Origin of the sequence: Allobosea sp. BK604, from assembly GCF_004341515.1 — a bacterium.
Classification (GTDB): Bacteria; Pseudomonadota; Alphaproteobacteria; order Rhizobiales; family Beijerinckiaceae; genus Allobosea.
Map to the genome: position 1 here is coordinate 78,329 of NZ_SLZF01000015.1, position 23,804 is coordinate 102,132.

Annotated in this window: 21 protein-coding genes; 8 read left to right on the forward strand and 13 right to left on the reverse strand. The window is 66.4% G+C overall.

What is annotated here, in order from left to right:
- Nucleotide 1 precedes the first annotated feature (1 nt).
- From EV560_RS33395 to EV560_RS33420, 6 genes are all read right to left on the reverse strand, one after another.
- A complete protein-coding gene (locus EV560_RS33395) occupies nucleotides 2-1,219 on the reverse strand; it encodes a phosphopentomutase (protein WP_131860185.1) in 1,218 nt (405 codons plus the stop codon).
- Between the two features lies 1 nt (nucleotide 1,220).
- Nucleotides 1,221-2,849: an ABC transporter ATP-binding protein gene (locus EV560_RS33400; protein WP_131860186.1), complete on the reverse strand. Its 1,629-nt coding sequence runs from the start codon at nucleotides 2,847-2,849 to the stop codon at nucleotides 1,221-1,223.
- On the reverse strand, nucleotides 2,846-4,015 hold the full coding sequence (locus EV560_RS33405) for an ABC transporter permease (RefSeq protein WP_131860187.1): 1,170 nt from the start codon (nucleotides 4,013-4,015) through the stop codon (nucleotides 2,846-2,848). Before EV560_RS33405 ends, EV560_RS33400 begins: the two co-directional genes overlap by 4 nt.
- Nucleotides 4,016-4,018: 3 nt before the next feature.
- Nucleotides 4,019-5,110: a microcin C ABC transporter permease YejB gene (locus EV560_RS33410; protein WP_131860188.1), complete on the reverse strand. Its 1,092-nt coding sequence runs from the start codon at nucleotides 5,108-5,110 to the stop codon at nucleotides 4,019-4,021.
- 6 nt (nucleotides 5,111-5,116) lie between these two features.
- Nucleotides 5,117-6,979 carry an extracellular solute-binding protein gene (locus tag EV560_RS33415; protein WP_131860189.1) on the reverse strand — a complete coding sequence of 621 codons (1,863 nt, stop codon included), beginning with the start codon at nucleotides 6,977-6,979 and terminating at the stop codon, nucleotides 5,117-5,119.
- 190 nt (nucleotides 6,980-7,169) lie between these two features.
- Nucleotides 7,170-7,709 carry a c-type cytochrome gene (locus EV560_RS33420; RefSeq protein WP_131860190.1) on the reverse strand — a complete coding sequence of 180 codons (540 nt, stop codon included), beginning with the start codon at nucleotides 7,707-7,709 and terminating at the stop codon, nucleotides 7,170-7,172.
- 203 nt (nucleotides 7,710-7,912) lie between these two features.
- Here EV560_RS33420 and EV560_RS33425 point away from each other — a divergent pair, with 203 nt between their 5' ends.
- Nucleotides 7,913-8,656, forward strand: coding sequence for a 3-deoxy-manno-octulosonate cytidylyltransferase (locus tag EV560_RS33425; RefSeq protein ID WP_131860191.1), 744 nt, complete (start codon nucleotides 7,913-7,915; stop codon nucleotides 8,654-8,656).
- A gap of 2 nt (nucleotides 8,657-8,658) precedes the next feature.
- Nucleotides 8,659-9,513 carry a prephenate dehydratase gene (locus tag EV560_RS33430; RefSeq protein ID WP_131860192.1) on the forward strand — a complete coding sequence of 285 codons (855 nt, stop codon included), beginning with the start codon at nucleotides 8,659-8,661 and terminating at the stop codon, nucleotides 9,511-9,513.
- A gap of 156 nt (nucleotides 9,514-9,669) precedes the next feature.
- On the opposite strand, the gene nudC is transcribed toward EV560_RS33430, so the two are convergent.
- The 4 genes from nudC to EV560_RS33450 all read right to left on the reverse strand — a co-directional run bounded on the left by nudC (nucleotide 9,670) and on the right by EV560_RS33450 (nucleotide 14,411).
- On the reverse strand, nucleotides 9,670-10,629 hold the full coding sequence (gene nudC, locus EV560_RS33435; protein WP_131860193.1) for an NAD(+) diphosphatase: 960 nt from the start codon (nucleotides 10,627-10,629) through the stop codon (nucleotides 9,670-9,672).
- 142 nt (nucleotides 10,630-10,771) lie between these two features.
- Entirely contained in the window at nucleotides 10,772-11,653 is an 882-nt protein-coding gene (gene mmsB, locus EV560_RS33440) for a 3-hydroxyisobutyrate dehydrogenase (protein WP_131860194.1), read from the reverse strand.
- A gap of 87 nt (nucleotides 11,654-11,740) precedes the next feature.
- Nucleotides 11,741-12,889 carry an isobutyryl-CoA dehydrogenase gene (locus EV560_RS33445; RefSeq protein ID WP_131860195.1) on the reverse strand — a complete coding sequence of 383 codons (1,149 nt, stop codon included), beginning with the start codon at nucleotides 12,887-12,889 and terminating at the stop codon, nucleotides 11,741-11,743.
- A 25-nt stretch (nucleotides 12,890-12,914) separates the two neighbouring features.
- Nucleotides 12,915-14,411 carry a CoA-acylating methylmalonate-semialdehyde dehydrogenase gene (locus tag EV560_RS33450; protein WP_131860196.1) on the reverse strand — a complete coding sequence of 499 codons (1,497 nt, stop codon included), beginning with the start codon at nucleotides 14,409-14,411 and terminating at the stop codon, nucleotides 12,915-12,917.
- Nucleotides 14,412-14,537: 126 nt separating this feature from the next.
- Here EV560_RS33450 and EV560_RS33455 point away from each other — a divergent pair, with 126 nt between their 5' ends.
- On the forward strand, nucleotides 14,538-15,479 hold the full coding sequence (locus EV560_RS33455) for a LysR family transcriptional regulator (RefSeq protein ID WP_131860197.1): 942 nt from the start codon (nucleotides 14,538-14,540) through the stop codon (nucleotides 15,477-15,479).
- A gap of 22 nt (nucleotides 15,480-15,501) precedes the next feature.
- Here EV560_RS33455 and EV560_RS33460 read toward each other — a convergent pair whose 3' ends face one another.
- The 3 genes from EV560_RS33460 to EV560_RS33470 form a co-directional block, all read right to left on the reverse strand.
- Complete coding sequence (locus EV560_RS33460; RefSeq protein WP_131860198.1) at nucleotides 15,502-16,806, reverse strand: diguanylate cyclase; 1,305 nt, start codon at nucleotides 16,804-16,806, stop codon at nucleotides 15,502-15,504.
- A gap of 168 nt (nucleotides 16,807-16,974) precedes the next feature.
- Nucleotides 16,975-18,723, reverse strand: coding sequence for an ABC transporter permease (locus tag EV560_RS33465; RefSeq protein WP_131860199.1), 1,749 nt, complete (start codon nucleotides 18,721-18,723; stop codon nucleotides 16,975-16,977).
- 33 nt (nucleotides 18,724-18,756) lie between these two features.
- Nucleotides 18,757-19,746, reverse strand: coding sequence for an ABC transporter substrate-binding protein (locus tag EV560_RS33470; RefSeq protein WP_131860200.1), 990 nt, complete (start codon nucleotides 19,744-19,746; stop codon nucleotides 18,757-18,759).
- 327 nt (nucleotides 19,747-20,073) lie between these two features.
- Between EV560_RS33470 and tal the strand changes: the two genes are divergently transcribed.
- The 5 genes from tal to EV560_RS33495 all read left to right on the forward strand — a co-directional run bounded on the left by tal (nucleotide 20,074) and on the right by EV560_RS33495 (nucleotide 23,741).
- Nucleotides 20,074-21,048, forward strand: coding sequence for a transaldolase (tal, locus tag EV560_RS33475; RefSeq protein ID WP_131860201.1), 975 nt, complete (start codon nucleotides 20,074-20,076; stop codon nucleotides 21,046-21,048).
- Between the two features lie 30 nt (nucleotides 21,049-21,078).
- Entirely contained in the window at nucleotides 21,079-21,789 is a 711-nt protein-coding gene (locus EV560_RS33480) for an SDR family NAD(P)-dependent oxidoreductase (protein ID WP_131860202.1), read from the forward strand.
- Nucleotides 21,790-21,856: 67 nt separating this feature from the next.
- Nucleotides 21,857-22,456, forward strand: coding sequence for an HdeD family acid-resistance protein (locus tag EV560_RS33485; protein WP_131860203.1), 600 nt, complete (start codon nucleotides 21,857-21,859; stop codon nucleotides 22,454-22,456).
- Between the two features lie 89 nt (nucleotides 22,457-22,545).
- Nucleotides 22,546-23,130, forward strand: a complete 585-nt coding sequence (locus EV560_RS33490) for a YceI family protein (RefSeq protein ID WP_248312339.1) — start codon at nucleotides 22,546-22,548, stop codon at nucleotides 23,128-23,130.
- Nucleotides 23,127-23,741, forward strand: coding sequence for a cytochrome b (locus tag EV560_RS33495; protein ID WP_131860205.1), 615 nt, complete (start codon nucleotides 23,127-23,129; stop codon nucleotides 23,739-23,741). The genes EV560_RS33490 and EV560_RS33495 overlap by 4 nt, the downstream gene beginning before the upstream one ends.
- The last annotated feature ends 63 nt before the right edge of the window (nucleotides 23,742-23,804 follow it).

Here is a 23,804-nt window from a genome sequence, read left to right on the forward strand (position 1 = left end):
CCTACCAGTCGCGGCCCGGCCCGACGCTGCCGATGCCGAGCCGGCGCGCGACCGTCGCCGCGATATCGGCGAAGCTCTCGCGCCGGCCAATGGGACCGGGAGCGACGCCGGGACCGAAGGCGAGGATCGGCACATGCTCGCGGGTATGGTCGGTGCCGTGCCAGGTCGGATCGTTGCCATGGTCGGCGGTGATGATCGCGAGATCGCCGGGCTTCAGGATGGCCTCCAGCTTCGGCAGCATCGCATCGAAGGCTTCGAGCGCGGCGGCATAGCCGGGCACGTCGCGGCGATGGCCGTATTCAGTGTCGAAATCGACGAGATTGACGAAGCAGAAGCCGCCATCAGGCAGCCGACCGATCGCCTCGAGCGCGGCCTCGAACATCGCCTCGTTGCCAAAGGGCTTGATCTCCTCGCCGGTGGCGCGGTGGGCGAAGATGTCGCCGATCTTGCCGACGGTGATCACTGCACGGCCCTGCGCCGCCAGCCGGTCGAGGAGCGTCTCGTCCGGCGGCGGGATGGCGAAATCCTTGCGATTGCCCGTGCGGGTGAAGCCGGTCTCGGCCTCGCCGATGAAGGGCCGGGCGATGACGCGGCCGATCCGGAGCGGATCGACCAGCACGCGCGTCCTGCGGCAGAGTTCATAGAGTCGCTCCAGCCCGAAATGCTCCTCATGCGCGGCGATCTGGAGCACGGAATCGACTGAGGTGTAGCAGATCGGCTTGCCCGTCCGGATGTGCTCCGCGCCGAGTTCCTCGATGATCACGGTGCCCGAGGCATGCTGGTTTCCGAGGATGCCGGGCAGTCCGCCTTCGCGGATGATCGCCGCCACCAGATCGGGCGGGAAGGAATTCTCCAGCGCGGTGAAATAGCCCCATTGGAACGGCACCGGGCAGCCGGCGATCTCCCAATGGCCGGAGGGCGTATCCTTGCCCCTGCTGATCTCGACGCCGTAGCCGAACTGCCCCTCGGGACGCGCGGGCCTGGCGATACCGGCCAGAGGCCGGCCGGTCGAGGCCTCGCACGCTTGGGACAGGCCGAGCCGGACGAGATTGGGGAGGGTGAGCGATCCTTGGCGCAATCCGGCGCGGTCACCCCCGCCCTCGGCGCAGGCCTCGGCGATATGGCCGAGCGTGTCGGCCCCTGCGTCGCCATAGGACGCCGCATCCTCGGCTCCGCCGCAGCCGACGGAATCGAGCACGATCAGGATGGCGCGCGCCATCTCAGTCCTTCACGGCAGCATCGCCTGCCGGTTCGAGATTGAGCGCGGCTGCCAGGAGGGCCTGCGTATAGGCCTCGCGCGGCCGGGCGAAGATCTCCTCGGCCGGCCCTTCCTCGACCACCTTGCCGTTCTGCATCACGACCACCCGATGCGACAGCGCCCTGACCACCTTGAGGTCGTGGCTGATGAAGAGATAGCCGAGCTTGCGCCTCGCCTGGAGCTCGCGCAGCAGTTCGACGATCTGCGCCTGCACGGACATGTCGAGCGCCGAGGTGGGCTCGTCCAGCACCACGAATTTCGGATTGAGCGCCATGGCGCGCGCGATCGCGATGCGCTGGCGCTGGCCGCCCGAGAACTCGTGCGGGTAGCGGTCCATCGCCGCCGGATCGAGCCCGACATCGACCAGCGCCTGCGCCACGACCTCACGGCGCTGGGCATAGCTCTGGCCCTTGTTCTGGACGCTCAGGCCCTCCTCGACGATATCGGCCACCGACATGCGAGGCGACAGCGAGCCGTAAGGGTCCTGGAAGACGACCTGGAGATCCCGGCGTTTCGGCCGCACCGCCTTGCTGCTGAGCCCGTCGATCCGGTCGCCGAGGAAGACGATCGGCCCTTCCGAGGAGATCAACCTGAGAATGGCGAGGCCGAGCGTGGTTTTCCCTGAGCCGGACTCGCCGACGACGCCGAGCGTCTCGCCCTCGCGCACCTTGATCGAGATCCCGTCCACCGCCTTCACATGCCCGGTGGTGCGGCGCAGGAAGCCGGTCTTGATCGGGAACCAGATCTTCATCGGCCCGGCTTCGAGCAGGGTCGCGGCGCTGTCGGCCACGGGTTCCGGCTTGCCCTTGGGCTCGGCCGCGAGCAGGCGCCTGGTATAGGCATGCTGCGGATTGCCGAAGATCTCGGCGACCGGCCCGTGCTCGACGATCTTGCCCTTCAGCATCACGCAGACACGGTCGGCGATACGCCTGACGATGCCGAGATCATGGGTGATGAACAGCATCGCCATGCCGAGCCGTGTCTGAAGTTCCTTCAACAAGGTCAGGATCTGCGCCTGCACGGTGACGTCGAGCGCCGTCGTCGGCTCGTCGGCGATCAGCAGGTCGGGCTCGTTGGCGAGCGCCATCGCGATCATGACGCGCTGGCGCTGGCCACCGGAGAGCTGGTGCGGATAGGCGTCGAGCCGGCTCTCGGCGTCGCGAATGCCGACGAGCCCGAGGAGCTCGAGCGTGCGGGCGCGGGCCGCCTGACCACGCAATCCCTTATGCAGCTCCAGGATTTCGCCGATCTGCTGCACGATCGTATGCAGCGGGTTCAGCGAGGTCATCGGCTCCTGGAACACCATCGTGATGTCGTTGCCGCGGACCTGCCGCATAGCGTCCTCGTCGGCGGCGATCAGATCCTGTCCCTTGAACATGACCGTACCCGAAGGATGGGACGCTGCCGGGTAGTTCAACAGCTTCAGGATCGAGAGCGCCGAGACCGACTTGCCCGATCCGGATTCGCCGACGATCGCCAGCGTCTCGCCCTTGGCGACGTGGAAGGAGACCTTGTCGACCGCGAGCGTCTCCTTGCCGCCCTGGCGGAAGGCGACGGAGAGATCCTGGACGGAGAGGAGGGGGGCGCTCACGCAAACGTCTTTCGCGGATCGAAGGCGTCACGCACCGCCTCGCCGATGAAGATCAGCAGCGAGAGCATCAGCGCGATCACCAGGAAGCCGGAGAGGCCGAGCCAGGGCGCCTGCAGGTTGGCCTTGCCCTGCGCGAGCAGCTCGCCGAGCGAAGGGGAGCCGGGCGGCAGGCCGAAGCCGAGGAAGTCGAGCGAGGTCAGGGTGGTGATCGAGCCGTTCAGGATGAAGGGCAGGAAGGTCAGCGTCGCCACCATCGCGTTGGGCAGGAGGTGCTTGACCATGATCTTGCGGTTGGAGAGGCCGAGCGCGCGCGCCGCCCGGACATATTCGAAATTCCGCGCCCGCAGGAATTCGGCGCGGACCACGCCGACCAGCGCCACCCAGGAGAACAGCAGGAGGATGCCGAGCAGCACGAAGAAGCCGGGCGTGATGATGGCCGCGACGATGATCAGCAGGTAGAGCGCCGGGATCGCGGTCCAGATCTCGATCACGCGCTGGAAGATCAGGTCGGTCCAGCCGCCGAAATAGCCCTGGATCGCGCCGGCCGCGATGCCGATCACCGAGGAGATCGTCGCCAGGATCAGCCCGAACAGCACGGAGATGCGGAAGCCGTAGATCAGCCGCGCCACCACGTCGCGGCCCTGGTCATCGGTCCCGAGCCAGTTCCATTCGATGTCGCGGCAGGTCATGCCGCCGCTGCGCTCGGCGACGGGCCGGCATTGCTCGTCCTTGAGCAGCCAGGTCGGCGGCGCGGGCAGGGGCGTGGGCGTATCGCGGTTGTTCGTATTGTAGGAATAGCGGATCGGCGGCCAGATCGCGAAGCCGTTGGCGTCGATCTCCTTCGCGATCACCGGATCGCGATAGTCGGTATTGGCGTAGAAGCCGCCGAATTTCTCCTCAGGATAATTGACCGCGACCGGAAACAGCCACTCGCCCTTGTAGCGGACGATCAGGGGCCGGTCGTTGGCGATGAACTCGGCGCCGAGCGAGAGGACGAACAGGACGAGGAAGATCCAGAGCGACCACCAGCCGCGCCGGTTCGCCTTGAAATTGTCGAGCCGGCGCCGGTTGATCGGCGAAAGCTTGAGCCAGCCCTGTTTGGCTTCCGGCGGCGCCAGCGCGGTTCTGGTTGCGGCCGGCGGCGGGGCGTCGATCAGCGTATCCATCCCTCAGGCCTCCCGCGTCTCGAAATCGATGCGGGGGTCGACCCAGGTATAGGTCAGGTCGGTGATGAGGTGCACCACAAGGCCGATCAGCGAGAAGATGTAGAGATTGGCGAAGACGACGGGATAGTCGCGGTTGACGATCGATTCGAAGGAGAGGAGGCCGAGCCCGTCGAGCGAGAAGATCGTCTCGATCAGCAGCGAGCCGGTGAAGAGCGCGTGCACGAAGGCGCCGGGGAAGCCGGCGATGACGATCAGCATCGCATTGCGGAAGACATGGCCATAGAGCACGCCGCGCTCGGACAGGCCCTTCATCCGCGCGGTCAGGACATATTGCTTGCGGATCTCGTCGAGGAACGAGTTCTTGGTCAGCAGCGTCGAGGTGGCGAAGGCGCCGAGCGCCATGGCCGTGATCGGCAGCGCGATGTGCCAGAGATAATCGGTGATCTTGCCGAACAGACTGAGCTCGCTCCAGTTCTCGGAATAGAGCCCGCGCAGCGGGAAGACCTGCCAGAACGAGCCGCCGGCGAAAAGCACGACCAGCAGGATCGCGAACAGGAAGCCCGGGATCGCATAGCCGATGATGACGACGCCGCTCGTCCAGACATCGAAGCGCGAGCCGTCCTTGACCGCCTTGCGGATGCCGAGCGGAATCGAGATCGCATAGGAGAGCAGGGTCATCCACAGGCCGAGCGAGATCGAGACCGGCAGCTTCTCCTTGATCAGCTGCAGCACCGGCGCGTCGCGGAAATACGAACGCCCGAAATCGAAGCGGATATAGTCTCCGAGCATCTTGATGAAGCGCTCATGCGCCGGCTTGTCGAAGCCGAACTGCTTCTCGAGCTCCTTGATGAAGGCGGGGTCGAGCCCCTGCGCGCCGCGATAGGCCGAGTTGGAATCGCCGCCGTGCTGTGCGCCGCTATCGCTGCTCGAGCCGCCGACACGGTCGGTGGCGTTGCCGCCCTGGCCCTGGAGCTGCGCGATGACGCGCTCGACCGGCCCGCCCGGCGCGAATTGCACGATGACGAAGGAGATCAACAGGATGCCGAACAGTGTCGGCACCATCAGCGCCAGCCGCCGGGCGATATAGCTCAGCATTCGCGCTCAGGCCTTTCCGATCCGCTTGGCTTTCTCGGCGTCGAACCACCAGGTTCCCGGCGCGCCCGAGCCGTATTTCGGCTTGGTCTGCGGCCGGTCGTACATGTCCCAATAGGCCAGCCACTCGTTCGGATTCCACCACATCGGGATCCAGTAGCGGCCGGCCCGGAGCACTCGGTCGAGGCACTTGGCCGCGACCACGACCTCGGCATAGCTCTTGGCCTGACCGATACGCTCGATCATCGCATCGACCGCGGGGTCGGCGATGCCGGCGACATTGCGCGAGCCGCGCGTCTTCGCGGCTTCCGAGCCATAGACGATCCGCAGCGTGTCGCTGGGGATGGCCGAGCCACCCAGCGCCAGGCTGGCGATGTCGAAGTCGAATTCCTGCATCCGGCGCTGATATTGCGCGGCATCGACGATGCGCGAGGTCGCCTTAATGCCCAGCCGGCCGAGATTGGCCTGGAAGGGCTGGGTATGCGGCTGCAAGGCGGTCTGGAAGTCGAGGAACTCGATCTCGAACGGCTTGCCATCCGGCAGCTTCAGCACATTGCCCTCGCGCTTGCAGCCGGCGGCACGCAGGAGCTCGTCGGCCTTGCGCATCAAGGCGCGGTCGCTGCCCGAGCCGTCGCTGACCGGCGGCAGCCAGGGATCACCGAAGACCTCCTCGGAAACCTTGCCGCGGAAGGGCTCCAGCAACGCGAGTTCCTCGGGCGAAGGCTTGCCGACGGCCTTCGAGTCCGAGTTCTCGAAGAACGAGGTCATCCGCGTATAGGCACCGAAGATGATGTTCTTGTTGGTCCATTCGAAGTCGAAGCAGAGGTTCAGCGCCTCGCGGATACGGATGTCCTTGAAGGCGTCGCGGCGCAGGTTGAAGTACCAGCCCTGCGAGCGCGTCGGCGCGGTGCTCGGCAGCGATTCCTTCCTGACCTTGCCTTCCTTGATGGCGGGGAAGTCATAGCCCGTCGCCCAGATCCGCGAGGTATATTCCTCCTGGAAGGTGATGATCCCGGCCTTGAACGCCTCGAAGGCGACCTGCCGGTCGCGGAAATACTCCCAGCGCACCCGGTCGAAATTACTGGTGCCGATATTCACCGGCAGGTCCTTGCCCCAATAGTCCGGCCGGCGCTCGAACTCGATGAAGCGGCCCTGCTCGAAGCGACCGACCTTGTAGGCGCCGGAGCCGAGCGGCGGCTCCAGCGTCGAGGCCTCGAAATTGCGGTTCGACCAGTATTTCTCGGAGAAGACCGGCAGGCCGGCGACGATGAGATGCAGGTCGCGGCCGCGCTTCGGCGAAAGCTCGACCACGGCGATGTCCTCGCCCTCGGCCTTGGCCGAAACCAGCTCGTTCAGCATCAGGCGGTAGGACGGGTGGCCCTTGCTCTTCAGGATGTTCATGGAGAAGGCGACATCGGCCGCCGTCACCCGGCTGCCGTCAAAGAACTTGGCCTCGGGCCGAAGCCGGAAGCGATAGGTCAGCTTGTCCGGCGAGACCGCCACGCTCTTCGCCAGCAGGCCGTAGAGCGCGCCCGGCTCGTCGGCCGAGCCGGACATCAGGCTGTCGAAACAGGCATCCATGCCGGCGGCGCCGTCGCCCTGCATGACGAAGGTGTTCAGCGTGTTGAACGTATCGAAATTCTGGTTGCCGCTCGCGGTTTTGATCTGAAGCGTGATCGAGCCGCCGGTCGGCGCCTTCGGGTTCACATAGGCGAAATGCGGGAAGTCGGGAGGCAGCGCCAGTTCGCCGAAGGTCGAGAGACCGTGGACCTCGCCCTCCTGTGCCCAGGCGGGAGCGCTCAAGCGCGGCAGGCTCGCACCGACCAGGGCGACGCCGCCGGCCTCCAGCAATCTGCGGCGGGTGATGCGCATCGCATGCTCCTTTGTCCGTTTCGCCGCCTGATTCGCGCTCCGATTATGTCGAACGCGGCCGGCGGCGCCAGTCATTGCGGGATTTGCCGGCATCCTGGCGGCAACAGCATGGCGCAGACAAGCAAAAGCCGGGCTGAACGGCCCGGCCTGGCTTGATCGTGATGCGTCGGATCGACGCTGCGTGAAGCGATCAGGGCTTCGGCAGCGGCTTCGGCGAATCGGAGAGCGTGTTCAGATAGGCGATGACGTCGGCACGCGTGTCGGCCTTGCTGATGCCGGCGAAGGCCATCGCGGTGCCGGGGACATAAGCCTTCGGCCCCTTCAGGAAGTGGTCGAGCCCGTCGGCCTCCCAGACCTTGTCGTTGCGGCCCTTCATCGCGGCCGAGTAGCCGAAGCCGTCGACCGAACCCTCGTTGCGGCCATAGACGCCGAAGAGATGGGGGCCGACCTTGTTGGCGCCGCCCTTGTCGAAGGTGTGGCAGGCCTTGCAGGCGCCGACAGCCTTCTCGCCACGGGCCGGGTCGGCCTTGGCGAGGCGCACCGCGATCGGCTCGTCCTCCACCGGGGCGGCGGCGCCGGCGGCGGCCGCGGGCTCCTCGCTCGGCAGGTCGAAGCCCGGCACGGCCGGCTTATGCGGCGCGAACACGATGCCCGCGACCATGTTCAGGGCCATCACCACGAGCAGCGTGGAGAGGCCCGCGCCGGCGATCTTGTTCAGCTCGATATTCATCGCATCGAAACCCTCGGGCCTCGGCGCCAGGCGGCGCGCGAAGCGGACAGCGCTTTAGGCCGGAGCCTGATAGCGCCGACACACGGCCGTTGCTTAACCGCTTTGCGCGCTTGATTGCAACTCGTATAAGCACGCTCCGCTTTGAGACCTTTTGCCGCTTCCCGTCGCAATCCGGCGACCCTGCCCCCGAGCCTTCCTGATCCATGCCCCAGCCGCTCATCCTGATCCCCGCCCGCATGCAGGCGACACGCCTGCCCGGTAAGCCGCTCGCCGATATCCTGGGCGAGCCGATGATCGTGCATGTCTGGCGCCGGGCGATGGAATCGGGGGTCGGCGAGGCCGTGGTCGCGACCGACGAGCCACGTATCGTCGACGCCATTGAGAAAGCCGGCGGCCGCGCCGTGCTGACCCGTGCCGATCACCACACCGGCTCCGACCGCATCAAGGAAGCCGCCGATATCGTCGATCCCGAGGGGCGCTACGACGTCATCGTCAACGTCCAGGGCGACCTTCCCACGATCGACCCTCGCGTGATCGCCGCGTCGGTCGAGCCGCTGGCGGACGATGCCGTCGATATCGTCACGCTCGCGGCGGTGATCACCCGCGAGGAGGAGAAGTTCGAAGCGAGCGTCGTCAAGGCGATCGGCAGCGAGATCTCGCCTGGTCGCATGCGCGCGCTCTACTTTACCCGGGTGACGGCGCCGGGCGGGGAGGGGCCGCTCTATCACCATATCGGCCTCTACACCTACCGCCGGAAGGCGCTCGACCGGTTCGTCAGCCTGCCGCCTTCGCCGCTGGAGAAGCGCGAGCGGCTGGAGCAATTGCGTGCCGTCGAGGACGGCATGCGCATCGACATCATCGTGGTCGATGACGTGCCGCTCGGCGTCGACACCCCGCACGACCTCGAACGCGCCCGCGACATCCTGAAGTCCCGCGCCGGAGCCTGAAAATGTCTGTCATCGTGTCCTACCAGGGCGAGCCCGGCGCCTTCTCCTCGCAGGCCGCCCTCCAGGTCTTCCCCGATTGCGAGTTGCTGCCCTGCGCCACCTTCGAGGACGCGCTCTCGGCCGTCAGCGATGGCACCGCGCGCTACGGCATGATCCCGATCGACAATTCGATCGCTGGCCGCGTCGCCGATATCCATCACCTGCTGCCGCGCTCCGGCCTGCACATCATCGGCGAGCATTTCCTGCCGATCCGCTTTCACCTGATGGCGGTCGAGGGCGCCACGCTGGCGACGCTGAAGACCGTGCAGAGCCACATCCATGCGCTCGGCCAATGCCGCAAGATCATCCGCAAGCTCGGCCTCAAGGCCGAGGTCGCGGCCGACACGGCGGGCTCGGCCCGGCAGGTCGCCGAGGCCGGCGACATCACCCGGGCCGCGATCGCGCCGCATATCGCCGCCGAGGTCTACGGCCTCAAGATCCTGATGGAGGATATCGAGGACGAGAAGCACAATACGACCCGCTTCGTCGTGCTCTCGAAATATCCGGAATATGCCCGCCAGGGCTCGGCCAAGACCGTGACGACGCTGATGTTCCGCGTCCGCAACATCCCGGCCGCGCTCTACAAGGCGCTCGGCGGCTTCGCCACCAACGGCATCAACATGACCAAGCTCGAGAGCTACATGGTCGACGGCCATTTCTCGGCGACGATGTTCTACTGCGACGTCGAGGGCCACCCCGACGACCCGGCGCTGAAGCGCGCTTTGACCGAGCTGGAATATTTTTCCCGCGAGATGAAGATCCTGGGCGTCTACTCGGCGAACGCGTTTCGCGAGAGCTTTGCCGAGCCGGGGGAGTAATCGTCGCGCGAGCTGTTCCGCCCTTCTCCCCCTGCGGGAGAAGGTGGCGCGAAGCGCCGGATGAGGGGGCGCGCCCACGTTTCCAGTCGAGGCGCGGCAATCGTCGCCTCGCCCTTGCCCCGATCCTCTCCCGCACGGGGAGGGGCCAGGTGCGCCCTACGGCTCCTCGCCCTCGACCGCCCAGGCCCCCAGGATCGTATTCGCGATCGCCAGGTGCTGGGGGCTGGTGAACCCTTCAGGGTGCTTGCCCTCGAGCATCTGGAGCGCCTCCTCGCGGCTGAACCAGCGCCCGGCCTCCAGTTCGGTGCCATCGAGCACGATGTCGTCGTTCAGGGACTCCGCCAGGCAGCCGATCATCAGCGAACCGGGGAAGGGCCAGGGCTGCGAGGCGATGTAGCGCACAGTGCCCGCGCGAAGCCCGGCTTCTTCCCAGGTCTCCCTGCGAACCGCGTCCTCGAAGGTCTCGCCCGGCTCGACGAAGCCGGCGATGCAGGAATACATGCCCGGCGCAAAGCGGGCTTGCCGCGCCAGCAGGCATTTGTCGCCGCGCACGGCGAGCATGATCACGACCGGGTCGGTGCGCGGGAAATGCTGCGCGCCGCAGGCATCGCATTGCCGCTTCCAGCCGGCCGATTCGAGCTTGGTCGGCGCGCCGCACTGGGCGCAGAAGCGATGGCGCGCATGCCAGTCGAGCATCGCCTTGCCCTCGCCGAGCGGGCCGAGCTCCTCGTTCGGGACGAGGCGCTTCAGGGCGACGGAGCGCAGGTCGGTGAGCAGCAGCTCCGGCCGCTCGCGCAGCGGCTCGACCATCGTCTTGTCGAGCAATCTTGCGAAACGCGGCGCCCCCGCAGGGTCGACGCCGAGAAAGACTTCCTCGAAGCCCTGGCCGAGCACCTCGGTTTCCGAATGGCTGAACCAGACCGACTGCGTCTCCTCGTCGAGCCGCTTCAGCACCGGCGTGTCACCGGCGACGACCGCAAGCCGCGTATCGGAACGCAGGCGCAGCGCCTGGACCGCGTCCGGCTTGTCGCGCAGGTCCGCCCTCCGGTCGAGATTGCTGGTGGCGAAGCCCGTCAGGGCGGAGCGTTCGCGGTGGCGAGGCGAGGCGTCGTTCATGCCTCCGTCCTAGAGCATGATGCCGAAAAGTGGAAACCGGTTTTCGGGTGACACAGGCGCGCTCACGTCAGAGTTTGCTCCGCAAGAGTGGCATGCACTTTTGCGATCGGAACAGGCCCAGGCAACTTGCTTGGCGCGTGCTTTAGGTGCGCCCGCGCAGCAAATGGATGATGCCGGAGAAATCCGTGCTGCCTTCGCCCCAGGCATTATGCAGCCCGTAGAGTTGCGCCGCGGCGGCGCCGAGCGGTGTCGAGGCGCCCGCGGCCTGCGCCGCCTCCTGCGACAGCTTGAGGTCCTTCAGCATGAGCGCCGAGGCGAAGCCGGCCTTGTAGCTGTTATTGGCTGGCGAGTTCGGCACGGGGCCCGGCACGGGGCAATAGGTCGTCAGCGACCAGCATTGGCCGGATGAGGTCGAGGCGACATCGTAGAGCGCCTCATGCGACAGGCCGAGCTTCTCGGCCAGCACGAAGGCCTCGCAGACGCCGATCATCGAGATGCCCAGGATCATGTTGTTGCAGATCTTGGCGACCTGGCCGTTGCCGGCCGGGCCGCAATGCACGACGCGCCGGCCCATATGGGCGAGGATTTCCTCGCCCTTGCCGAAGGCCTCTTCCGAGCCGCCGACCATGAAGGTCAGGGTCGCCCCCCTGGCGCCGCCGACACCGCCGGAGACCGGGGCATCGAGCGACAGGCAGCTCAATTCGGCCGCCATCGCATGGGCCTTGCGCGCTGAATCGACATCGATGGTCGAGCAGTCGATCAAGAGGGTACCGGGCTTCACCACCGGCAGGATATCGGCCCAGACGCTGAGCACATGCTTGCCGGCCGGCAGCATGGTCACGATGATCTCGGCGGTCTTCGCGGCTTCCTGCGCGGAGGTGGCGAGACCGACGCCGAGATGGGCGGCGGTTTCCATCGAGGACTGCACGAGATCGAAGGCGACGACCTTGTACTGCGCCTTGACGAGATTGCCGGCCATCGGCGCGCCCATATTGCCGAGTCCGATGAAGGCGATATTGGTCATGGTCGTCTCTCCCCTCTAGCCGTTATGTCGCGGTCGGACTCGAACCGACGATCTCTGAGACCCCAAGGCCCGGACTGACGCCGTTTCTCAATTGCCCTTGGCGCGCCCTACCAAACCACGCGCCACGATCATCCGCATCACCTCGTTGGTGCCTTCGAGGATCTGGTGGACGCGCAGGTCGCGCACGATCTTCTCGATGCCGTAATCGGCGAGATAGCCATAGCCGCCATGGATCTGCAGCGCCTGGTTGGCGACCTCGAAGCCGCTATCGGTGGCGACGCGCTTGGCCATCGCGCACAGCTTCGTTGCGTCCGGCGCCTTTTCGTCCAGCGCCGAGGCCGCCCGCCACAGGAAGGTCCGCGCCATCTCCAGCTCGGTCGCCATGTCGGCGAGCTTGAACTGCAGCGCCTGGAAATCGGCGATGCGGGCGCCGAAGGCCTTTCGCTCCTGCGCATAGGCCAGGGCCTTGTCGAGCGCGGCCTGCGCCCCACCGAGCGAGCAGGCGCCGATATTGAGCCGTCCGCCATCGAGCCCGGCCATCGCGATCTTGAAGCCGATGCCCTCGGGCCCCAGCCGGTTGGCGACAGGGACGCGGCAATTCTCGAAGATCACCGCCCGCGTCGGCTGGGCGTTCCAGCCCATTTTCTTTTCGTTGGCGCCGAAGGACAGGCCGGCCGTGCCCTTTTCGACGACCAGCGTCGAGATGCCGGACGGGCCGGCTTCGCCGGTGCGGACCATCACGACATAGAGATCGGAGACACCCGCGCCGGAGATGAACTGCTTCTGGCCGTCGAGCACATAGTGGTCGCCATCCCGCACTGCCCTGGTCTTCAGCGCGGCGGCATCGGAGCCGGCACCAGGCTCGGTCAGGCAATAGCTCGCCAGATGCTCCATCGAGCACAGCTTCGGCAGGAAGGCCTGGCGCTGCTCGTCCGAGCCGTAGCGGTCGATCATCCAGGCGCACATGTTGTGGATCGAGATATAGGCCGCGACGGTTGGGCAGCCCGTCGCCAGCGCCTCGAAGATCAGCGCCGCGTCGAGCCGGGAAAGGCCGGAGCCGCCGACATCCTCGGCAATGTAGATGCCGCCCATGCCGAGCGCCGCCGCCTGGCGCATCTCCTCGACCGGAAAATGCTTCTCCTCGTCCCAGCGCACGGCGTGGGGCGCGAGCGTCTCCTTGGAGAAGCTCGCCGCCATGTCACGGATCGCGATCTGGTCTTCGGTGAGGGAGAACATGGCCTGATCTCCGTCGACCGAAGCCTCAACCCATCGTCGGGATGACGAAGCTCGCGCCGTCCTTGATGCCGCTCGGCCAGCGCGCCGTCACCGTCTTGGTCTTGGTGTAGAAGCGGATCGAGTCCGGACCATGCTGGTTGAGATCGCCGAAGGCCGAGCGCTTCCAGCCGCCGAAGGTGTAGTAGGCCAGCGGCACCGGGATCGGGACGTTGATGCCGACCATGCCGACCTGGACCTTCGAGGCGAAGTCGCGGGCGGCGTCGCCGTCGCGGGTGAAGATCGCGGTGCCGTTGCCGTATTCGTGGTCGTTGGTGAGCTTCAGCGCCTCGTCATAGCTGCCGGCGCGCAGCACCGAGAGAACGGGGCCGAAGATCTCCTCCTTGTAGACGCGCATGTCCTTGGTGACATGGTCGAACAGGCAGCCGCCGACATAGAAGCCGTTCTCATAGCCCTGCATCTTGAAGTCGCGACCGTCGACGACGAGCTTGGCGCCCTCCTCGATGCCGATATCGACATAGGACTTGATCTTTTCCATCGCCGCCCTGGTGACGACCGGGCCGTAATCGGCGGAGGAATCGGTGGATGGGCCGATCTTCAGGCTCTCGACGCGCGGGATCAGCCGCTTGACCAGCTCGTCGGCGGTGGCCTTGCCGACCGGGACCGCGACCGAGATCGCCATGCAGCGTTCGCCGGCCGAGCCGTAGCCGGCGCCGATCAGTGCATCGACCGCCTGGTCCATGTCGGCATCGGGCATGATGATCATGTGGTTCTTGGCGCCGCCGAAGCACTGCACGCGCTTACCCGCCGCGCAGCCGCGGCTATAGATGTACTCCGCGATCGGGGTCGAGCCGACAAAGCCGACCGCCTTGATATCGGGATCGTCGAGGATGGCGTCGACCGCCTCCTTGTCGCCGTTGACGACGTTGAAGATGCCGGCGGGGCCGCCGGCCTCGATGAAGAGCTCGGCGAGGCGCATCGGCACGCCGGGATCGCGCTCGGACGGCTTCAGGATGAAGGCATTGCCGCAGGCGATGGCGGGGCCGAGCTTCCAGAGCGGGATCATCGCCGGGAAATTGAACGGGGTGATGCCGGCGCAGACGCCGAGCGGCTGGCGCAGCGAATAGATGTCGATGCCCGGGCCGGCGCCGTCCGTGAACTCACCCTTCATCAGGTTAGGCACGCCGAGCGAGAACTCGACCACCTCGACGCCGCGCTGGATGTCGCCCTTGGCGTCGGCGATGGTCTTGCCGTGCTCGCGGGCGAGCAACTCGGCGAGCTCGTCATTGTTCTGCGCGATCAGGTCGAGGAATTTCATCAGCACGCGGGCGCGGCGCTGCGGGTTGACCGCGGCCCATTTCGGCTGCGCCGCGGCGGCATTCTCGACGGCGGCGCGAACCTCGGCCGGGGAGGCGAGGGCGACCTTGCCAATCACCGAGCCATCCATCGGCTGGTAGATGTCGGAGGTCCGTCCGGAGGTACCGGCGACCTGCTTGCCGCCGATGAAATGTCCGACCTGACGCATGGCGCCCTCCCTACGAATTGCTGTGATGCCCTGAAGTCGGCTTCCTCTACCATTCTCGTTTGCGCACGGCTATAGCGATATCGGATTGCCTGCCGTGCGAAAAAACAAATACCGGAGAGGGCTCCCATGGAACGCTTCGACTGGGACGATCTACGCTTCTTCCTTGCCGTCGCGCGCTCGGGCCGCCTGACGGCGGCGGCGCGGCGGCTCGGCGCCGACCATGCCACGGTCTCGCGCCGTGTCACGTCGCTGGAGGAGTCGCTCAAGGCAAAGCTCTTCGAACGCCGTCCACAGGGCTACACGCTGACGCCGCATGGCGAGCGCCTGCTCGCCAAGGCCGAGAGCATGGAGACCGAGGCGCTGGCGATCCAGAGCGATATTGGCGGCGCCGACATGGCGCTGGCCGGCACGGTCCGCATCGGTGCGCCTGACGGCTTCGGCTCGACCTTCCTGGCGCCGCGCCTCGCCAAGCTCGCCGCCGCCTATCCCGGCCTCGAGCTCCAGCTCATCGCGATGCCGCGCCTGCTCTCGCTCTCGAAGCGCGAGGCCGATGTCGCGATCACGCTCGCCCCGCCGAAAGAGGGCAAGGTCGTCGCCCGCAAGCTCTGCGACTACCGGCTCGGCCTCTACGCCTCGCAGGACTATCTCGACGCGATGCCGAAGATCACGGCGCCGGACGATCTCTTCGCCCATCGCATCGTCGGTTATATCGACGATCTGATCTTCACGCCGGAGCTCGACTATCTCGACGAGATCGCCAAGGGCCTGCGGGCCCAGGTGCAGAGCTCCAGTGTGATCGCCCAGATGAATGCTGTGATCGCCGGCACGGGCATCGGCGTCATCCATCACTTCATGGCCGAAGGCGAGATACGGCTCGTGCCGGTGTTGCCGCAGCGCGTCGCGATCACGCGGTCCTTCTGGCTGCTGGTCCATGCCGACCTGAAGGACGTCGCCCGCGTCCGCGCCATCGTCGATTTCATCGCGCGCGAGACCAAGGCCGCGCGTGCGCTTCTGATGGGGGAGCAACCTGCGGAAGCGGTCGTGCGGCAGGTCCGGGCGGTCGGTTGAACGCTCCTGCGCCGCCTGCCTCTCAGGCGGCTGCCAGGCAGACCCGGTTGCGGCCCTGTTCCTTCGCTGCATAGAGCGCGCGGTCGGCGGCGCGCAGGCAATGGTCGAAGCTGTCTTCCGGGTCCGCTTCGGCAACGCCGATCGAGGCGGTGACCGAGAGCGTCTCGGCGCCGACTTTCAATGCGGCATGCGAGATATCCAGCCGGATATGGTCGCTGAAGCGCATCGCCGCGGCCGGATCCATTCCTGGAAACAGAATGGCGAACTCCTCGCCACCGAGCCGCGCGAGCAGGTTGCCGGTTCCCTGGACCGAATCCGCCAGGCAGCGCGCGACCAGCTCGAGCACCTGATCGCCGACGCCATGGCCATGCGTGTCGTTGATCGCCTTGAAATGGTCGATGTCGAGAATGGCGACCGCGCTCACCGGGCGCGCCTTCACCGAGTTCATGAGTTTCGGGCCGTTCTCGAAGAAATGCCGGCGGTTGAACAGGCCGGTGAGATGGTCCCGCGACGCCAGTTCCTGCAACTGCCTCAGTTGCAGCAGCGTGTCGGCATTATTGGCGATCCGGCATTGCAGCTCTTCGGGCATGAACGGCCGGGAGATGAAATCGTTGGCTCCGGCCTTCAGAAATCCGGCCGAGACGGCAAGGTCGTTCGTTGACGAGACCCCGATCACGCGCACCTTGTCGGGCGCGATCATGCGGCGGATCTTGCGGGTCAGCTCGTAGCCGTTGATGTCCGGCATGTTGTAGTCGGAAATCACGATCTGGATGTCGGGATTGGCCGCCAGCAGCGACAGCGCCTCCGCGCCCGAGCCCGCCTCGACCACCGAATATTGCTGGACCGCCAGCATCCGGGCGAGATGCTTGCGCGCGACGCTGATGTCGTCGACCACGAGGATGCGCGTCTCGCGGTTGGTCAGGGCGCGTCTTACCGCGGTGACCAGCGTCTCCAGCGCGAATTCGTTGTTCTTCAGGACATAGTCGATGACGTCGCGCTCCATGATCCGGCTGCGCGTCTGGACGTCGAAACTCCCCGTGAAGACGATCGTTGGGATGCCACGCTGGACGGTGAAGTCGATCGCCTCGCCATCGGGAGCGTCCGGCAGGTTGAGGTCGACCACCGCGATCCCATAGGCGTCTGGTTCCTCGGTGACCACCTCGTGCAACTCGTTCAGTGAGGCGCAGGTCACGACGGGCAGGCCGATCTCGTCGGAGAGAAGTTTGTGCAGTGCCTTCGAGAAAGTCTTCGAGTCTTCGACGATGAGAAGCTTGCGCGAATCGGCGACCGGCTCGGATTTGTGGCGAACGGCGGCGCGATACTTCATCGCGGAATCCTTACGAAACGTACTGGCAACTCACTCGGCCGAAACGGCAGGCAAATCAGTCGTCGGGACAGCCACGCACCTCCCGGCTACGGTCGAAACTGATCAAATGCGGTAAAAGCTGGATTAACTTTGGGTCACGGCAGGCGGCCTTGCCTGCGGCCGGCAGCTTTAGATCCGCCAGGGCAGGACATTGTCCGGCAGGCGCCTGGCGCTGAGATCGAGCAGCAGCATCACCGCGAGGATGACGACCGAGGCGCTGATCGCGATCGCCGCCGCCTCGCCGGCGAGCCCGGCTTCCTTCAGGCTGAACAGCACCACGCCGAGCGTCTCGGTGCCGGACGACCAGAGCAGCGCCGAGACGGTGAGCTCGTTGAAGGCGACGAGGAAGACCATCAGCGCGCTCACCGTCGCGGCCGGGGCCAGGATCGGCGCCACGATGAAGCGCAGCATCTGCCAGAGCGTGACGCCGTCGAGCTTCGCCGCCTCTTCGTGATGCGCCTCGATCTGCGCCATCGCCGCGACCGGCGCTTTCAGCGCCAGTGGCATGAAGCGGGCGAGATAGGCGAAGAGGATGATGAAAGGCGTCGCGTAGATGCTGACGCCGATCAGCGGCAGCGGCTTCAGGAACATCAGGATGCAGGCGATGGCGAGCACGACGCCGGGCAGCGCGTAGGGCAACTCTATGACCAGCTCGACGACGCGCCTGAGCTTGCCCATGCGCCGCTCCAGCGCATAGGCGAAGGCGATCGAGAGGAAGGCCAGGATCACCGCCGCCGAGGCGGCGAAGAGGAAGGAGTTGCGGAAGGCGCGAACCGTCACGTTCTGGCGCAGCAGCACCTCGGCGAATTTGTCGAAGGTCAACGTCTGCCAGGAGAGCGCGACGCCGAGGGCGGGCGTCAAGGCCTCGCTCAGCAGCGCCAGGAAGGGCAGTCCGAGCTTGAGCAGAAGCAGGAACCAGAGCCCGCCGGCAACGAAGGGCCGGGCGCGGCCGAGCCGCCAGAACGGCTCCAGCGGCCGCTCGATTTCGATCTTGCCGCCGGCGCGCCGCGTCGCCAGCATGCCGGCGACGATGCCCAGGCCCGCGACGAGCGCGACCAGCAGCGAGAGCGCGGCGGCATCCGGCAGCCCGGCCGGGCCGAAGCTGGAGAGCCGACGATAGATCAGCGTCGGCAGGGTCAGGTAGTTCACCGGCAGGCCGAGCAGGGCCGGGATGCCGAAATTGCCGATACCGGCGACGAAGGCGATCAGCGCCGCTGCGATGATCTGCGGCCTGAGCACCGGCAAAAGGATGCGGGTGACGACCGTGAGCGGCGCCGCGCCTTCCATTTGCGCCGCCTCGACCAGCGAATGCGGCACGCTGCGCAGCCCGGTCCAGAGCGTGATCGCGACCAGCGGCGCATGGTGCAGCGCCATCACCAGGATGATGCCGCCGGAGCCGAGCAGCGGGTTCTGGGTGCCCGGGGCCGGCGAGAGGCCGAGCAACGCCAGCACCTGCGAATTCGGCGCGAACAGGCTGAGGAAGGCCAGCGCCGCCACCTGCGGCGCGATCATCATCGAGAAGACGAAGGCGAAGGCGAGCGGGCGCTTTCCGCGCACATCGGTGGTGGTGAGCAGCAGCGCCACCGTGCCGCCGATCAGCAGGGCGCCGAGCGCCGAGAAGCCGGCCGTCTCGAACGTATGCAGCGTCGCGGTGACCGCGGCCCGGCTGGTCATTTCCGTCAGCGCCGCGTCGGGCGCGAAATGCCAGCCCGGGGCGAAGGCGGCGATGGCGAGCCGCAGGAAAGGCAGGGCGCCCAGCAGGAGGGCGCTGAGCAGGACGGCGACCGGCAGGAGCAGGCCTGCCGGAAGCGTCAGCCCCGGCGGAAAGGCCGGGCGGAAGCGGGCTTGCCGCGCATCTGCTGGAGCTGCCAGCGTCATCGCGATGCGCTCAAGCCCGCTTCATCGCAAGCGTCACTCGAAGATCGCGCTGAAGCGCTTGCGCGAGGCAGCCTCGTCCGCGAGCGCCTTGCCGGCGTCGAAGGACATCAGCTTGATCGCGTCGCGGCCGGGATAGCCGGCCGGCAGGGCGACGTCCGGATGAGCGGCGACATAGCCCTGCTTCAGCGTCAGCGCCTGGCCGTCCTTGGACAGGATGAAGTCGATGAAGGCCTTGGCCGCTTCCGGGTTCTTGGTGCTCTTCAGGATCGCGACCGGCTCGCTGACCGAGGAGACGCCCTCCTTCGGGAAGACGAACTCGACCGGCGCGCCCTTGGCCTTCTCGCGGATCGGCATGAAGTCGACGATCATGCCGTAGAGCTTCTCGCCGGTGGCGACCTGGCGCAGGATGTCGCCATTGGCGCCGGCGGCGAGTGCGCCGTTCTTCTTCAGGTCCTCGTAGAAGCCCCAGCCGGCCGGCAGGTTGCTGGTCAGCGTGATCGTGTGGATCATCGCGGCGCCCGAGTTGAGCGGGCTCGGCATGGCGAGCTGGCCCTTGGCCTCGGCCTTGGTCAGGTCGAGCCAGCTCGTCGGCTTCATCGTCGCCTTGGTGTTGTAGACGATGCCGGTGGTGATCAGCTTGGTGGCGAACCACATCTTCTGGGGATCGTGGATGCCGGCCGGATAGGCCGAGACATCGGCCTTGTCATAGGCGAGGAGGCGGTCCTCCTTCTTCAGGCCTTCCATCGTCACCGCATCGGCGATCAGCAGCACGTCGGCCTGCGGCGCGCCGGCCTCGAACTCGGCGCGGAGCTTCGCCATGACGCGCGGCGTTCCGTCGCGGACGAAGCTGATGTCGACGTTGGGATATTTCGCCTTGAAGGCGTCGATCGTCTGCTGGGCGTCGGTATTGGGCTGGCTGGTATAAAGCACCAGCTTGCCTTCGACGGCGTTAGCCGGCTGCGACGCGAGGGCGCCCAGAGCAAGGCCGGCCGTAGCCAGCGCGATCACCGCTTTCGAACGCATGTTTCTCTCCTGTCCGGATGCCCGATCGGGCCAAGCGGTCGCGGTAGACCAGCCATATGACACATCCGTGAATGTGCGGCTCGGCTGCACGCGAGCGTTTCCAGCCCAAGCCGAGGCGCAACGCAACCGGATTTTGGCCCGTGCCATGCCAAAGATGCATTTTTTGATGCCGGCTAAGGTCATACGATGGCCACCGGCGCGGAATAATCTTCGAGCATTCGTGCAGGCCGCCCCGGCGCATGACCCGCTTGACCGCACCGGAACTGCGCCGCAGGGTCGCACGTCCCTACGAAGCAGAGTTCACCGCAGCAATTCCGCAGGATCGCCATGACCGCCTCCAAGCTCGACCAGCTCCGCCAGATGACCACGGTCGTCGCCGATACCGGCGATATCGAAGCGGTGCGCCGGCTCAAGCCGGTCGATTGCACCACGAACCCGACCTTGCTGCTCAAGGCCGTCGAGACATCGGCCTATGCCTCGCTTGTCGAGGAGGCAATCGCCTGGGGCAGGAAAGCGGCAAGCAGCGGCGAGACGCGCGTCAACGCGGTCTGTGACCGGCTCGCCGTCACCTTCGGTGCGGAGCTCGCCAAGATCGTGCCGGGCCGGGTCTCGACCGAGGTCGATGCCGATCTCTCCTTCGATACGCAGGCCAGCATCGACAAGGCTCGCGCCATCATCGCCGCCTATAAGGAGCGCGGCATCGAGCGCGACCGCATCCTGATCAAGGTCGCCTCGACCTGGGAGGGCATCCAGGCCGCCAAGGTGCTGCAGGGCGAGGGCATCGACTGCAACCTGACCCTGCTCTTCTCGCTGGTCCAGGCTGTCGCCTGCGCCGATGCGAAAGCCTTCCTGATCTCGCCCTTCGTCGGCCGCATCCTCGACTGGCACGTCAAGGCCGGCGGCGGCCCCTACACGGCGGAGACCGATCCCGGCGTCGTCTCGGTGCGCAACATCTACGCCTATTACAAGAGTCACGGCATCAATACGGTCGTGATGGGCGCCTCCTTCCGCAATACCGGCGAGATCGAGGCGCTGGCCGGCTGCGACCGGCTGACCATCGGCCCCGGCCTGCTCGACGAGCTCGCCGGAGCGACGGGCGAGCTGCCGCGCAAGCTCGCGCCCGAGACGGTCGGCAAGGCCCCGGAGAAGCTGAATCTCGACGAGAAGGCCTTCCGCTTCGCCCTCAACGAGGACGCGATGGCGACGGAAAAGCTCTCCGAGGGCATTCGCGGCTTCGTCAAGGACCTGCGCAGCCTGCGCAAGCTGGTTGCTGCCCGCCTGGAAGGCGCCAAGGCCGCCTGACGCACCCCGATCTCGCGGAGTTCGACCAGGATGAAGACCGCGCCGATCGCCGTCGTCACCGGCGGCGCCAAGGGCATTGGCCGCGCCATTGCCGACCGGCTCGAGCAGGACGGGCTGACGCCTGTGGTCTGGGATCTCGACAAGCCGCTCGAGCGTGGCTGGGCTCATATCGCCTGCGATGTCTCGAACGAGCAGCAGGTCGCGGCCGCCACGTCGCTCACCGAGAGCGAGCATGGACCGATCGCAGTGCTCGTCAACAATGCCGGGCTGACGGGCCCCTCCACCAAGGTGGCCGAGACGCCGCTTGCGCAGTGGCTGAAGGTGCAGGCGGTCAACCTGACCGGCACGTTCCTGTGTTCCAAGGCCGTGGCCGAGGTGATGGTGACGCGTGGTTACGGTCGCATCGTCAATATCGCCTCGCTCGCCGGCAAGGAGGGCACGCCGACGCTCTCCGCCTATAGCGCAGCCAAGGCCGGCGTCATCGCCTTCACCAAGTCGCAGGGCAAGGAGCTGGCGCAGACCGGCGTGCTGGTCAACGCCGTCGCGCCGGCCGCGATCGACACCGATATCCTCCAGCAGATGTCGCCGGAGACGGTCGCGGCCATGATCGCGAAGAGCCCGCTCGGGCGTCTTGGCGAAGTCGAGGAGCTGGCGGAGCTGGTGGCCTGGTTGGCCAGCGAGCGCTGTTCCTTCTCGACCGGAGCGGTGTTCGATCTTTCGGGCGGCCGCGCGACGTACTGAGCCCTCACCATTGACGCCATTGGCTGGCGGTGGGAATTTAAGGCGTTTCCACCGGAGATTGGCGATCATGACCGAAGCTCCGCTGCATCGTCGGCCTTCCCTCGGCACGCATCTGATTCCGCTCCGGCGCAACTGGGGCTGGCTGCTCGCAGCCGGAATCGCCCTGATCATCCTGGGCATTCTGGGCCTGGGGGCAGTGGCGCTGCTCAGCGTCGTCAGCGCGATCTGGTTCGGCGCGATGATCTTCGTCGGCGGCATCATCATGCTGGTCGATGCCGCCCGGCATGGCGGCTGGAAGAGCCGGCTGATGCATGTCCTGATCGGCGTGCTCTATCTCGCGCTCGGCGTCTACACCTTCCTCAACCCGCTCGCCGCGACGCTGTCGCTGACATTTGTGGCCGGCATCATGCTGGTTGCGGTCGGTATCCTGCGCATCTTCGTCGCCTTCCAGACCCGGCCGATGAAGGCCTGGATCTGGATCCTGATCTCCGGCCTGCTCTCGCTGGCGCTCGGCGGGCTGATCCTGGCGCAATGGCCGGCCTCCGGCCTTTGGGTGCTCGGCACCTTCCTCGCCTTCGAGCTGATCGTTCAGGGCTGGGCCAGCATCGCGCTGGCGCGCGCCATCCGCTCGACCTTCGACGGGGTGATCAGCAGGCACGCAAGCTGAGGCGGTCCAGCGCCTATCACCTTTGCGTGTAAGCGGAATCCGGTCACGGCGCAGCCATCAAGCGGGCGGCAGATACCATCGTGTCCACGATGGCAGGTATCGCCATGAGCCGCTCGACCGCGCCCCTCCTCGCCCTCTCTCTCGCTCTGCTGGCCGGCCCGGCCTCGGCCCAGTCGGCCTGGCGCTTCGATCGAAGTTCGACCGAGGTCAGCTTCGTCACCCATCGCTTCGGGGCGGTGGTGGCGACCGGTAAGTTCGGCCGCTTCGAGGGACAGCTCTCGCTCGATTTCGACCAGCCGGAACGGAGCCGGATCAGGGTCACGATCGATACCGGCTCGGTCTCCGCCGGTACCGCGCTGATGGACGGCTTCATCAAGGGCGAGAGCATGCTCGATACCGGCCGTTTCCCGAATGCGATCTTCACCTCGACCAGCGTACGGCGCATGGGCGATCGCAGCCTCGAGATCAGGGGCAACCTCACGATCCGCTCTGTCACGCAGCCGATCACGGTGACGGCGACGGTTGATGGCGACATCGAGCGAGCCAAGCGCGGCGACAGGCTGCCATTCCATGCCGACGGTTCCTTCCTGCGGCCGGCTTACGGCATCGGCAAGGATGTCAACGTCGTCGACGACAAGGTCGATCTCGTCATCAAGGGGCAGGTGATGCGATGAGCGCCCGGGCCGTGCCAGGCGAGGGCGCGGTGCCGCAGGCCAAGGGCCGGCCGCGCCGCTGGCATCCGGCGCTCGTTGCGCTGCATTGGCTGACGCTGATCCTGATCGCGGCGCAATTCCTGATCGCCAGCCCGATGCAGGACGAGACGCGCAATCTGGTCGAGCGTTTCGAACTTTACCAGCTGCACAAGTCGATCGGCCTGACCGTCGCCGGCTTCGTCGTCGCGCGGCTGCTCCTGCGCCTGGTCATCAAGCCGCCAGCGCCTGCGAATGAGGGCCGCCTGCTGCGCCTCGCCAGCGACGCCGTCCACAGCGGGCTTTATCTCTGCGTCATCGCGCTGCCGGTGACGGGCCTGTTGATGGCCGCAGCTTCGCCGATCCAGATCCCCACCCTCTATTTCGGGCTGTTCCAGGTGCCGCATCCGATCGGGCCGGACAAGGCGACCTATGAGCTGATGCTGCGCCTGCACGATTGGGCGGGGAACACGCTGCTGGCCCTCGGCGCCGTGCATTTTGGCGCGGTGCTGGTGCATATCGCGCTCTGGCACGACAACCTGCTGCGCCGGATGTGGTTCGGGCGCGGGAAGGCACAGCCGTCATTGCGCGCATAGAGCATTTTCGAGCGAAGTGGATACCGGTTCGCGTGAAGAAAATGCGTTAGAACAAAGAGATAG